This is a genomic window from Bacteroides sp. 3_1_13 (assembly GCF_001185845.1).
GTDB classification, from domain to species: Bacteria; Bacteroidota; Bacteroidia; order Bacteroidales; family Bacteroidaceae; genus Bacteroides; species Bacteroides xylanisolvens.
Genome location: NZ_KQ236955.1, coordinates 1,954,436 through 1,968,543 on the forward strand (window position 1 = coordinate 1,954,436; position 14,108 = coordinate 1,968,543).

Annotated in this window: 9 protein-coding genes and 1 tRNA gene; 9 read left to right on the plus strand and 1 reads right to left on the minus strand. The window is 42.0% G+C overall.

What is annotated here, in order from left to right; translation table 11 throughout:
* Positions 1-11: 11 nt before the first annotated feature.
* From HMPREF9009_RS06940 to HMPREF9009_RS06975, 8 genes are all read left to right on the plus strand, one after another.
* Complete coding sequence (locus HMPREF9009_RS06940) at positions 12-623, plus strand: fasciclin domain-containing protein (protein ID WP_004310456.1); 612 nt, start codon at positions 12-14, stop codon at positions 621-623.
* 28 nt (positions 624-651) lie between these two features.
* Positions 652-2,214: a hypothetical protein gene (locus HMPREF9009_RS06945; RefSeq protein WP_049701780.1), complete on the plus strand. Its 1,563-nt coding sequence runs from the start codon at positions 652-654 to the stop codon at positions 2,212-2,214.
* Between the two features lie 383 nt (positions 2,215-2,597).
* A complete protein-coding gene (locus HMPREF9009_RS06950) occupies positions 2,598-4,154 on the plus strand; it encodes a hypothetical protein (RefSeq protein WP_049701781.1) in 1,557 nt (518 codons plus the stop codon).
* A 57-nt stretch (positions 4,155-4,211) separates the two neighbouring features.
* Positions 4,212-5,225, plus strand: coding sequence for a DUF6528 family protein (locus HMPREF9009_RS06955; protein WP_049702291.1), 1,014 nt, complete (start codon positions 4,212-4,214; stop codon positions 5,223-5,225).
* Positions 5,226-5,281: 56 nt separating this feature from the next.
* Positions 5,282-7,075, plus strand: a complete 1,794-nt coding sequence (locus HMPREF9009_RS06960; protein WP_049701782.1) for a glycoside hydrolase family 99 protein — start codon at positions 5,282-5,284, stop codon at positions 7,073-7,075.
* A gap of 8 nt (positions 7,076-7,083) precedes the next feature.
* The gene (locus tag HMPREF9009_RS06965; protein WP_049701783.1) at positions 7,084-9,441 is read left to right on the plus strand and encodes a glycoside hydrolase family 31 protein; all 2,358 of its coding nucleotides are present in this window, start codon (positions 7,084-7,086) and stop codon (positions 9,439-9,441) included.
* Between the two features lie 19 nt (positions 9,442-9,460).
* Positions 9,461-12,136, plus strand: a complete 2,676-nt coding sequence (locus HMPREF9009_RS06970) for a glycoside hydrolase family 2 TIM barrel-domain containing protein (RefSeq protein WP_008024537.1) — start codon at positions 9,461-9,463, stop codon at positions 12,134-12,136.
* 17 nt (positions 12,137-12,153) lie between these two features.
* Positions 12,154-12,951, plus strand: a complete 798-nt coding sequence (locus tag HMPREF9009_RS06975) for a sialate O-acetylesterase (protein ID WP_049701784.1) — start codon at positions 12,154-12,156, stop codon at positions 12,949-12,951.
* A 247-nt stretch (positions 12,952-13,198) separates the two neighbouring features.
* Here the strand turns inward: HMPREF9009_RS06975 and HMPREF9009_RS06980 are convergent.
* Positions 13,199-13,271 (minus strand) — tRNA-Met (locus HMPREF9009_RS06980).
* Positions 13,272-13,508: 237 nt separating this feature from the next.
* Between HMPREF9009_RS06980 and HMPREF9009_RS06985 the strand changes: the two genes are divergently transcribed.
* Positions 13,509-14,099 (plus strand): TetR/AcrR family transcriptional regulator, encoded by a 591-nt coding sequence (locus tag HMPREF9009_RS06985; protein ID WP_004299903.1) that lies wholly within the window; start codon positions 13,509-13,511, stop codon positions 14,097-14,099.
* Positions 14,100-14,108: the final 9 nt, after the last annotated feature.

The window sequence follows — 14,108 nt, forward strand, 5'->3', positions numbered from 1 at the left end:
AGGTAGAAGCAATGAAAAAGACAATATTATATAAGACTCTTTTCTTTTGTTGGACAATTTTGGCATTGACCGGTTGTGATCTGGACTTGCAAAAGAACTATGATTATGAGCCTTCGGTGGATGATCCGTATGTAAAAGTGACAGCGTGGGAATATTTTCAGGATCACAAAGATATGTTCTCGGAGTTGATAGCAGCTATTGAATATACAGGCTTAAAGGACTATTATACACAGACTGATAATAAATATACTTTTCTGGCTTTGAATAATGCCGGTATGCAGCTTTATCGGGAGAATGAATTTGCTGGTGTAGCTTCTATTACAGATTGTGATAAAGAAAAGGTGAAGAATATGTTGCTTTATCATATTGTAGATGGAGAATATAGTTCTTATGGGCAATTGCAGGTAGAACCGATGTTCGTTTTGACTATGCTGAAAGGTGAGACTGGATTGATGACAATGTCTGTATGGAAAAATCCATGGCAGGCTGCAGTAGGTAAGATTCTGGTAAATCAGACCGGAAGCAACGGAAAATCTCCGCAACGACAAGCTAAGACTAGCAATATTCTGCCGACAAACGGTGTGATTCATATATTTGAGAACTATTGCAAATATTCCAAATAACCACAGTTAATTAAAAAGAGAACTAATTATGATTCGTAAAATATATATCTTATTAATATTAGGACTTTGCTTGGGCTTTGCTGCCTGTGGCGACGATAATGATGGACTGGATCCTAATGCAGCGGCTCCTGTGATTAATTTTCCTATGGAGCAGCTGGACGTTGATTTGAATAAAGTAGACAATCTGCCGGTAGTGGCTGTTATTAAATCACAGGCAGGGCTTCAGAGCGTGACAATGAAATTGCAGACGGTGGAGGGAGTGACAGAATATAAAACTGTAACCGACTTTTTTAACCCCAACTCTTACAGCTTGTCTGAAAACTTGGAGTACAATGCAAATTATGAAGCTTTTATCATTGAAGCTACGGATAAACTGAATCATGTTACGAGTGGGACTTTACCAATTGCTGTTACCGATGTAATGGCACGTCCTGTCATTACATTCGATCCGGAAGAGATTGTATATGATGAGATGGATGAAAATCCGGTAATTCCCCGTACTACTTTCGAAGTTGTTTCGGAAGCCGGCTTGAAGGTTGTGGAAGTGTATTTGGTATCTGCCACTGGACAGGAATCAAAAGGAAGTGTGGAACTGAATGGCAAAAAGGATTTCTCGTATGACGAGATGATTAATTACAAAGAAGGCGATAAAGGTTTCAAAGTAAAAGCAGTGGATATATATGATAATGTGACCATTTCAACTTTACCTGTGGAATATAGAACAGTGCCAATACCTGTATTGACTTTGCCTGAATTGCCTATTTTTGCTACAACAGATGCAAAACAGGGAGTGCCGGTGAAGGTCGAATCTGTACGAGGAGTTCACGAAGTAATTATTTACCGTATTGAAAACGGACAGGAAATCGAAGTCTTACGGGAACAGAAGAATGGTGAGAAACAATTGGATTACACTCCGGAAATTGATTTTACTGAAACTACGTCTCAAATTAAAGTGGTGGTTTCTGATGGGAGAGTGGGAAAAGAAGCTGTCGGAACTGTGAAAGCATATGTAAATATGGATGTTGCCACAGTGAATATATCTAGTAAGACTTTTGCTAATAGTGCGCACGAAAAATATCCGGATGCTTATGGTTTGTTATCTTTCAAAGATTTAAAAACGTATTCTGTTGATTATGCATTAGCTAGTGCGGATAATGCGAAGAATGTTGATTTGAAATTCTATTGTATGGGAAAAGGTAAGGACGTTCCTTCAGAGCCTCGTCTGTATTCTATAAATGCTACAAAAACAAATGAATATACAGGCTCCGGTGGGGTATCTTTGAACACCGCGGCTGTGAAGAATAAGACTATGATAGCTAAACTTTCCGGCTTTGATTATGATAATGCAACAGTTACTTCTATAGCTTCTGAAATATCAGCTAGTTTGATTGTGAAAGAAGAACTGATTCCTATAGCGGAGGGAGATATTATTGCCTTTAAAACAGCATCGACTTCTGCAGCAGGTGGAAACAGAATCGGAGTGATGAAAATCATTAGTATGACACCATCTATTGGTGAAGGTGTACTGAAGCCCGGAGATACAACAGCTCGTGTATTAACTGTTGAAATCAAATTCCCTAAGAAGAAGTAAGCAGGGTAGTATTACCTACCGCCTGAAGTCTTAATAGAAAACTTCTTTTCTATTAAGACTAAACTTCCCTTTCATTGGGAGTAAAGTTGTTCTCTGTCCGATACAAACTATAAACGAAGCTTACGTTTTTATAAATGCAAGTTGCGTTTATAAAAACAAAACTTGCAATTATAAAAACAAAGCTTGCGTTTATAGTTTATAATAAGGATAAAAGAAGTTTGCAACAAGGAGGAAGGAAGTTCTCTCCTAGTGGAGGATAATTTTTCTATTAATAGCCGACGCGAGAGTTATTAACAGCTATCCCGGTGAACTAGAGTATACGAAAGATGCGATTGATAACAAATACGATGGTTAAGTAATAATGTGCAGTAGCTGAAAGTAATATGAGAAAACATATAATATATAGGTATTTCCTCTTTTTATCTTTGGTCGGACTGATGCAGTTGACGTTTAGCTGTTCCTCCTCTTCCAACGAAATAGAACCTTTGAAACCGGAAGGAGAAGATGCTTCTTTGGAAAAAGATGAATATACTTTTATGAATGTAGAATACCGGAAGTGGCAGAACGGAACTTTCCAGGCATGGATAACGGCAGATTCAAGGGAAACACGTACCATTGATAATATGAATTGGTATACTCCTTCTTCGGATTATAGCCGGACTGCATGGGGAGGACGAATCGGTTTGCAACCCTCTTCTGTGGTTGGAAAAGAAGGCTTTTTCCGAGTGGCTAGTTGTGGAGGCCGTTCTTATTTACTGGATCCGGATAATGGAGCTGTTATCATTCATGGAATTCAGCATGTTCGTCCGGGAGAATCTACTGCTCATAAGAAGGCTTTCAGTACTCGATACGGTAGTGAGGCGCGATGGAGTGAAGAGACAGGCAAACTGTTGGCAGACAATCATATAAACTATATTTCGTATGGTTCGAACCGTATTGAAGTATTTCCTGCTGCAGTACGTGCTAACTTGTTGACACCTAAGACGCAAAAGATTGCTTATGCAGAGAATCTGTATCTGCTCCGTACCTTTATGTGGGATATGAGCAAGAATTTGGGCTACGCGTTTGATGATGACAAGTATAATCGTCTCGTTCTTCTTTTCGAACCGACATTTGCTACGTACATAGATCGTCTCGTACAAGAGAAGTCAGCTTTATTTGCCGGTGACCGGCATTTTATAGGTTTCTATCTTGACAATGAATTGCCGTTTGCCAGTTATCAGAATACTGACCCTTTGCGAGGAATTGATCTGAAACATTTCTTGTCCTTACCCGAACGCTATAAAGCAGCTCGTGAGTATGCAGAAAAGTTCATGCGGGATAACGGTATAGCTTCTGCCGGAGCGATCACCAAGAAAAATCAGGAAGACTTTCGGGGGATGGTTGCTGATTATTATTATCAGTTGACTACCGCTACCGTCAGACGATATGATAAAGAGCATTTGATTTTGGGGACACGTCTGCATGACTGGAGCAAATACAATCAGAAAGTGGTGGAAGTTTGTGCCCGTTATTGCGATCTTGTTTCTATCAATTATTATGCCCGTTGGCAACCGGAAGCAGATTTCTTGGCAAACCTGAAAGTTTGGTGTGGAACGAAACCTTTTTTAGTTTCGGAATTCTATACGAAAGCAGAAGATGCCAGTTATCAGGGAACTGGATATGCCAATACCGAAGGAGGTGGATGGCTGGTACGTACACAGAAAAACAGAGGTGAGTTTTATCAGAACTTCTGTCTTCGTTTACTTGAAACCCGGAATTGTGTGGGTTGGGTACACTTTGAGTATAATGATGGATACGGTTCGGATGGAAAAGCTTCTAATAAAGGAATAGTCTCCATCGAATACGAGCCTTATACATCTTTTCTGTCGCAGATGCGACAGGTAAATCTTGCAGTTCATTCATTGATCGATTATTATGATACAAAATCGGTTCAATAGATTAACGGAAACATTAAAAAGACAAATTGAATATTTAGAATTAAAATAGTTATGACCATGAAGAAGTTTAGTTTATTCGCAATCCTTTTAGGATTTAATATAGCTTTGGGAGCATGTTCCGATGATGATGCCGCTCCTGTAGTAAAAGATCAAATCTTTCAACTTCCGGAAAAGGCTTATGTACTGGCGGAGCAATCCAGACGGGCTATTGTCATCAGGGATGCGGAGACGCATCGTAATATTTGGAGTTGGGACCCTTATACGGCTTGTGTTCCTGCTGCCCAACAGGGTTGGTTTGTCAATCCGAGCGAAGTAAAACCTGTTTTCAATAGACGCTATATCTTGATGACTGCCTCCGGCGGAGCTGTGGCTTTAATCCGTTTGTCGGACCATAAATTAATGTTCTATGCAAATTGCGGACAGAATCCTCACTCTGCGGAGGTATTACCCGATGGAAATATTGTGACGGCAGAATCGAAATCCGGCGAAATCAATACCTTTGTGGTTGACACGGTTAAGGTATTGGGAGCGAAGGCTAATACGGTGAAGCTGGGTAATGCGCATAATGTAGTTTGGGATAAGAAAAGGTCGTATCTGTATGCCACAGCTACAATAACGGGCGGAGTTACCGCATTATTCCGTTTTAAGTATGATGGTAACCGGAGCAATCCTAAACTGACAAATCAGACTCGTATTTATACGTTCGACAAAGAATCGGGCGGACACGATTTGTTCCCGGTATATGGTGAAGAAGATAAACTGTGGCTTACTGCCGCTTCGGCTGTCTACAAGTTTGATTTGACAGGAGTTACCGACGCTACGACTAATGACTCTGCCGAACCGACTTGTGAAAAAGTCTACAATACAGCTGATATAAAAAGTATCTGTAACGGACCTGACGGAATCTTGATGCTGAAACCGACTGAAGAGTGGTGGGCTGAAGGACTTGTAAATGAGAAGGGAGAAGAACTCTTCAAGATGGACGGAGCTAAAATTTATAAAGGTCGTTGGATGATAGACAATACTTTCAGTTATCCGGAAAAGCACGATTTCGTATTGGGTGAGGATTGATTAAGTATCGTCGAAGGGTAATAAAATACATAAGTTGAATAATTAAGTTTGGAACAATGAGGAAACTTCTTCTTTTTTTATTGGTATCTATCGCATTACCGGCCTTGGCGCAGAACGGAAAGAAAGTGTATGCTGACTTCCACGGTGTGCGTTATACCCGGCAACATGACGGAAAGTTAGGGCGTTGGGAGATGTATGCCAATACGGAGAAATCAAGTACGGGAAGGAAATCCCTGTGTTATAATGCCGACCTGATAGACAGTGAAGGGCGACATGAGATAGCGGCAGTGACCTATCCCCAAGTCGGAATGCAGTCCAATCTCGATCCCGATTATATCGAATATCAGATATTGTCGGCAAAAGCTGCCAAGATAGACGGATTCTTTATCGAATGGGGATTCAAGCCTCACGAAAATGACATCTTGCTGCGTGAGATGCAGAAAGTGGCAGCGAAGTATGACTTTGAAATCGGTGTAAACTGGTGTGACGGTTGGTTGTATTATGACTGGATTACGAAGATTTATCCGGAAGTTAACACCCGTGAGGCAAAGACCGAATATATGGCTAAATGTTACCAATATTTAGTAGATAGTGTCTTTACCGGTCCGACTGCTCCTATGGTGAAGGGAATGCCTGTCTTTTATCATTTCGGTCCCGGAGCAAAAGTCGATGAATACAAGAAAGTATTATCACTGGTGAAGTTTCCGCAAGGAATGAAGCAGCCCGTTGCCTTACGTCGTTGGGCGGATTGGGGAAAACTGGAAAACGATAAATACATTCCTGTCACCCGCAGTGATGATATGGATGCCTGGAAAAAAGTGGGAGAAATACCGACCGCATGGCTTCCCGCTCGTGTCCGTACAAGAGATCAGGCACATGCTGAATGGGATAATTATGCCACGCAGGATGATGTTATTGAGTTTATGAAACCTTTCCGTGACTCGATTTGGCATAGTAACAATCCTGCTTATACCATTAAGTCAGGATTTGCCATGCCGGGAATGGATAACCGGGGATGTGCGGGCTGGGGACGCGGACACTTCTATTATATCCCTCGCAATAATGGAGAAACTTACCAAAGTATGTGGAAGTTCTGTATGGCGGAGAAAGACAGCCTTGACATGATGTTTATCGCTTCGTGGAGCGACTATACCGAAGGGCATGAAATAGAACCTACCATCGAAAACGGTGACCGTGAACTGCGTACCACTTTAAAGTATGCGGCAGAATTCAAAGGCGAACAGGCGGACGAGCGTGGCTTAACCTTACCTTTAATGCTTTTCCGTTTGCGAAAAGAAGCCCGTTTCCTGGAAAAGACGAAGATGGACGTATCTGCTTGTCAACGTTCGCTCGATAAGGCAGCGTTGTTGATTAGCCAGGGACGTTATCCGGTGGCGATAGGTTTGTTGTCACAAATAGAAAATGATGTCAAGACAGCCAAATCCGCTTTGGCGGTTGAGATGATGCGTTTGCGTGAGTCGGACATGAAGATTCAGGGAAAGCGAAAATCAGGTGGTTACAATGCCGAAGAAACGCTTTCTATCTCTTTGCCCAAAGAATTGGTTTCCAAACTGCAAATGAATAACTATGTAGGGTATCTCTATTTTGAATACCTGGACAAAGGAAATGAATCTCTTTTTATACGTTCGTCCACACAGCGCGAACCGAAAGAACCGTTTAAAATTGTATCCCGGATACGTACCGACAATACAGGCGAATGGAAAAGTGCAAAAGTGGAACTGTATAAAGATAATATCGTAAATGGATTCAATATGCCTACTTTCTATTTAAAAGGAAATGTCGTTATCCGTAATTTGTCATTGGGCTATACCATCTACACTGTCAAATAAATGTATTGATGAAGAGTTTGAAAAATTGGTTATTAGTTTTATCCGTATTATCTTGTTTCGGGTGTTCCTCGTCGGTTCATGAAGACGGCAAGGGATGTGCTTTCGTATCCGACAGTATTCAATACAGGGTTGAGTTTATGTCGGAGGGATGCGTGCGGATTCTGTCTTTTCCCGAAGGTGATACGCTGGTAACAAAAAGATTGGTTGTCGATTCGCAAAAATCGGCATTCAAAGATTATAAATGGAAAGATACAGGGCAGCAACTGATCTTTTCTACCCGTGAGCTTTCCGTTGCTTTTGATAAAGAAGATGCGGCTTTCACTTTTCAGGAAGTATCGACAGGAAAGTTATTACTGAAAGAGAAAGAAGCTAAAAAGGCACGGCACTTCAAACGTTCGGTTGCCGGAGGTGAGCAATGCCTCGAAGTAACCCAACGCTTTGTTCCTACTGACGATGAGGCTATTTACGGTCTGGGGCAGTATCAGAACGGAATCATGAACTATCGTGGAAAATCCGTACTTCTGTTACAGGCTAATATGGATATTGTCAATCCGTTCCTTATCTCGACTAACGGATATGGTATTTTGTGGGATAATTATTCTTCAACAAAGTTTGAAGATACGAAAGAAGGATACTCATTTACTTCCGAGGTAGGCGATGCTTCCGACTATTATTTTGTATATGGCAAGAATATGGACGAAGTCGTTGCCGGTTATCGGGAATTGACGGGAGACGTGCCGATGTTCGGGAAGTGGGTATATGGTTTCTGGCAGTCTAAAGAACGCTATAAATCGTTCGATGAGTTGAAAGCCGTTGTAAAGGAGTATCGTAAACGGGGGATTCCGTTGGATAACATTGTGCAGGATTGGGAGTATTGGGGAGATAAACCCCATTGGAACAGTCTGACTTTCCATCCGGCGAACTTCGATCATCCCCGGCAAGTCATTGAAGAACTGCATCAGCAGGATCATGTTCACTTTATGCTTTCCGTATGGCCCGGATTCGGACCGGAAACAGCTGTCTATCAGTCACTCGATTCTATCGGTGCCTTATTTAGCGAACCTACATGGGCAGGTTATAAAGTCTTTGATGCGTATAATCCTGCCGCACGGGATATCTTTTGGCAATATCTCAAGAAAGGACTCTATGATATGGGGGTGGATGCCTGGTGGATGGATGCGACAGAGCCTTCCTTCCGGGATGGATTCACACAGTTGAAGCAGGAAGAGAGGACGAAATCAGCCGGAAATACTTATCTGGGTAGTTTCCACCGTTATCTGAATACCTATTCTTTGGAGATGCTGAAGGACTTTTATCAACGTCTTCGGGCCGAAAGCGATCAGAAGCGCATATTTATCTTAACCCGTTCCGCCTTTGCTTCACAACAGCATTATGGTACGGCGGTATGGTCGGGGGATGTCTCGGCTTCATGGGAAAATATGCATAAACAACTGGTTGCCGGTTTGAACTTATCCATGTCCGGTATTCCATATTGGACTTCCGATACAGGAGGATTCTTTGTCACAGAACGTGATGCAAAATATCCTGATGGGTTGAAAAGCAATGATTATAAAGAGTTATATTCCCGTTGGTTCCAGTTCAGTGCATTTACTCCTGTCTTCCGTGCTCACGGTACGAATGTGCCGCGTGAAGTTTGGCAATTCGGTGAAAAGGGGACACCATTCTATGATAATCAGGTGAAATATATCCATCTGCGTTACCGTCTGTTGCCTTACATTTACTCGATGTCCCATCAAGTCACAGCCAACAATTATACCCTGTTGAGAGGCTTGGCAATGGATTTCACCACAGATACCCGGACTTTTGATATTGATAACGCCTATATGTTCGGCACCTCTTTATTGGTACGACCGGTATTTCATCCGCAATCGGAAGAAAAGAACATCAGTGTCTATCTGCCGGAACACAACGGCAAATATTGGTACGATTTTTGGACCGGAAAGGCCTTTGAAGGAGGAAGAGAACAAATGCAGGCAAACACCCTCGACATCCTTCCCCTGTATGTAAAAGCCGGTTCTATCTTGCCTTTGGCAGAAGTGAAACAATATGCGATGGAATACCCCGACCGTGAATTGGAACTACGTATTTACGGAGGAGCGGACGCTTCTTTCTTATGGTATGAGGACGAAGGCGACTCCTACCGCTATGAAGACGGCGTATGTTCCAAAGTACCGATGCAATGGAAAGATTCGGAACGGACATTGACGATCGGTTTGCGTGAAGGAAGTTATCCCGGTATGCCGGAACAAGTAAAAATGCGTGTGAAGTTATATCTGCCTGACGGTGCTGCTCTTGAGAGTAAAGAGTGTGTCTACACAGGCAGAGAGGTAAAAATAAAGTTTTAATTAGATGCATACATAGATTATGAAGAAGTTATTCTATATCTTTATTCTATTGTTTATTGTGGGATGGGCGCAGGCACAGCAACGCGTGGTATACACCATCAACGACGGATGGAAATTTACAAAAGGATCTCCGTTTGAAGCACAACTGACTGGCTGTGACGACTCTTCATGGGAGACGGTCAATATACCTCATACCTGGAATGATAAAGATGCAGACGATGAAACTCCGGGGTTCTATCGGGGGCCGGTCTGGTATCGAAAACAGTTGTTTATAGACAAAAGCCAGGAGGGACGTCGGGCAGTGATCTACTTTGAAGGAGCCAATCAGGAAGTACGATTCTACCTGAACGGCCAGTTCGTTGGGGAGCACAAAGGAGGGTATACCCGCTTCTGTTTTGACATCACTCCCCATTTGCGTTATGGACAGGAAAACCTGTTTGCCATTTATGTAAACAATGTCTATAATCCGAATATTCCCCCCTTATCTGCCGATTTTACTTTCTTTGGCGGTATCTACCGGGATGTCTATTTGCAGTTTATGAATCCGGTGCACATTGCAACGAATGATTATGCTTCGTCGGGAGTTTATATCCGTACCCCCGAAGTGAATAACTCCGCTGCTTCGGTAGAAATCACTACGCTACTGACAAACGATATGTCCCAGCCTACGGAAATCAGGGTGGAAAATATAATCTGTGATGCGGATGGCAAGGAAGTGAAAAAAACGCAGGCAGAAGTAAAACTGGCAGCCGGCGAGACGAAGACGGACATCTCCAAAAAGATAAAAATAGATTCCCCTCGTCTATGGGATATAGACGATCCTTATCGCTATATGGTATATACCCGTATTCTTGATAAAAGAAAGGGTACTTTGCTGGATGAAGTGGTGAATCCGTTAGGTTTGCGCTGGTTCAAGTTTGATTCGGAAAAAGGCTTTTTTCTGAATGGCAAAGGACGCAAACTGATCGGGACTGCCCGCCATCAGGATTATTTTCAGAAAGGAAATGCTTTGCGTGACGAATTGCACGTACAGGATGTATTGCTATTGAAGGAGATGGGAGGAAACTACCTGCGTGTATCACACTATCCCCAAGATCCGGTAATCATGGAAATGTGTGATAAATTGGGCATTGTGACTTCGGTTGAAATTCCCGTTGTTAATGCTGTTACAGAAACCGAAGAGTTCCTGCATAATTCCGTTGAGATGGCGAAAGAGATGGTACGTCAGGATTTCAACCGTCCTTCCGTAATGATTTGGGGGTATATGAATGAGATTTTCCTGCGCCGTCCCTATACCGAAGGCAAACAGTTGGAAGATTACTACCGTTTTACGGAAAAAGTAGCCCGTGCCTTGGAGGCGACTATTCGTGAGGAAGATCCTTCAAGATATACGATGATGGCTTATCACAATATGCCTCAATACTACGAAGACGCTCATCTCACCGAAATCCCGATGATTCAGGGATGGAACTTGTATCAAGGTTGGTATGAACCGGATATCAATGAGTTCCAGCGTTTGCTCGACCGTGCCCATAAAGCATACAAAGGAAAAGTGCTGATGATAACGGAATATGGGCCAGGGGTAGATCCGAGAGTTCATTCGTACCAGCCGGAACGTTTCGACTTCTCGCAGGAATATGGACTGGTATATCATAAACATTACCTCAATGAAATGATGAAACGTCCGTTTGTAGCCGGTTCCAGTCTGTGGAATCTGAATGATTTTTATTCCGAATCCCGTGTAGATGCTGTGCCTCATGTAAACAATAAAGGCGTTGTCGGGTTAAACAGGGAGAAGAAAGATGTTTATTGGTTCTATAAGACAGCCTTGTCACGTCGTCCGATACTTGTCATTGGTAATCGGGAGTGGAAAAGCCGTGGGGGAGTGGTGAATACGGCGCAGAAAGAATGTATTCAATCCGTTCCTGTATTCTCTAATGCGGAAGAAGTAGAGCTGTTTGTGAATAACAAGAGTCTGGGAAAGAAAAAGATAGAAGATAATTATGCTTTGTTTGATGTACCGTTTGTGGGTGGAGAGAATTTGCTGGAAGCTGTTGCTGTGACTGGTGATAACAAGTTGCGTGATATGCTTCGGATTCAGTTCCAGTTGGTAGGCTCGCGGTTGAAAGACGAAGCTGTGCCATTTACGGAATTAAATGTAATGTTAGGTTCTCCGAGATATTTTGAAGATCGTGCGGCAAACGTAGCATGGATTCCCGAACAGGAATATAAGCCCGGTAGCTGGGGATTTATCGGCGGAACGTCTTATCGTCGTCAAACAGGATTCGGCACTATGCTTGGCTCGGATATCGATATTCACGGAACGGACATGAATCCAATTTTCCAGACCCAACGTGTTGGAATAAAATCTTTTAAGGCTGATGTGCCAAATGGAGAATATTCTGTATATTTGCACTGGGCAGAGTTGGAGTCGGACAAAGAAAGAGAAGCATTGGTTTATAATCTGGGAGCTGACTCGGAACAAACATTTGCCGGAAATCGCAGCTTTGGCATTTCAATCAATGGAACAACCGTTTCAGATGATTTCAACGTAGCCCGTGATTACGGATATGCCCGTGCTGTTATCAAAAAGTTTGTAATAACAGTAAAGGATGGAAAAGGAGTAAGTGTCGACTTTCATAAAAAAGAAGGAGAACCTATTCTGAATGCTATCCGTATTTATAGAAACTATTAATCATAAACACAGTTCGTATGCTTAGGTCTATTTATTTACTGTCTTTTTTCCTCCTGCAATCCCTGTTTGCTTTTGCAGGAAATGTAAAGGAAAGTGTTCCATCCACTTTTGATTTGTATGTATGCATCGGTCAATCCAACATGGCGGGGCGTGCAACATTGACTCCGGAAGTCATGGATACGCTGAAAAATGTATATCTATTGAATGATAAGGGGAATTTTGAACCGGCAGTAAATCCTCTCAATCGTTATTCTACAGTTCGGAAAGATTTGTCAATGCAGCGTTTGGGACCGGCTTACGGCTTTGCTAAAGAGATGGCCCGACAAACGAAACGTCCTGTCGGACTGGTAGTAAATGCGCGTGGAGGCTCATCCATCAACTCCTGGCTAAAAGGGAGTAAAGACGGATATTATGAAGAAGCTCTTTCCCGGGTTCGGATTGCAATGAAGCAGGGAGGTGTTTTGAAAGCAATCCTTTGGCATCAGGGAGAAGCCGATTGTTCGAATCCGGAAGCGTATAAACAGAAACTGATTTCTTTGGTGAAAGACTTGCGGGAAGATCTGGGCATGCCGAATCTACCGGTTGTTGTAGGACAGATTTCTCAATGGAACTGGACAAAAAGAGAAGCTGGTACAGTCCCCTTTAATCAGATGATTAAAAAAGTTTCTTCATTTATTCCCCATTCTGATTGGGTATCATCGAAAGGATTGGGATGGTATAAAGATGAGAAGGACCCTCATTTTAATACGGAAGCACAACTGTTATTAGGAAAACGTTATGCGAAAAAGGTACTGAAGTTCTATAAACATCAATAGAATACCCTTTTTCGAGGAACATAAAAGCCGGCTGATTCATGAGGGATCAGCCGGCTTTTGTATGGTGAATAACTAAATACTGCCTTGTTGATAGAAAAGGAATCTATATAGTTAATTGCTTTATTATAAGTAAATTAACCTGTTGATATCCTTGTTGATAACTGAAATTAGGTTGTGAATAAAGTCAGTAAAGAAGAGTCGTCATAAAAAAGAAGAACCGCATTTCTGCGATTCTTCTTATCTTTAGTTGCGGAGATCCGACTCGAACGAATGACCTTTGGGTTATGAGCCCAACGAGCTACCAACTGCTCCACTCCGCGATGTTTAACGGGTGCAAAGGTACGGCTTTTTTTGAAACAAACAAATAATTAGCTGAATATTTTTCGAGTAAATCATCATTTTTTTCTTATTTGGTTGAGAATGAATGAAATAATGATGAAACTTTTTCTTAGCACCTATTAATATACAAATGTTAATATTCTCTCTATTTTCTTGTATGGTCTAAAGAAAAGAATTACTTTTGCTCAAAATATTCAGCAATGTGCAATTTGTAACCTATGACCGTATCCAAGACAAAAGCCAAATTAGTAGATGTAGCCCGTCAGCTTTTTGCGAAGATGGGAGTAGAAAACACAACTATGAATGATATCGCTCTTGCTTCTAAAAAAGGTAGACGAACGCTCTATACTTATTTTAAAAGTAAGGATGAAATTTATTTGGCTGTTGTGGAATCGGAATTGGATATTCTGTCGGATATGATGAAGCGGGTGGCCGAGAAAAATATCTCACCGGACGAGAAATTGTTGGAGATGATATATACCCGGTTGGACGCGGTAAAAGAGGTGGTCTATCGAAACGGAACATTGCGTGCTTATTTCTTCCGTGATATATGGCGGGTGGAAAAAGTTCGCAAGAAGTTTGATGCAAAGGAAGTCCAGCTCTTTAAAGCCGTTCTTCTGGAAGGACAGGCAAAAGGAGTTTTCCATATTGACGATGTGGAGATGACTGCCGACTTGATACATTATTGTGTGAAAGGAATTGAAGTTCCTTATATTCGAGGCCATATAGGTGCACATCTGGATGAAGATACAAGAAATAGATATGTGTCCAACATTGTGTTTGGCGCACTGCATAGAACAGAAATTTAATTAAATAAC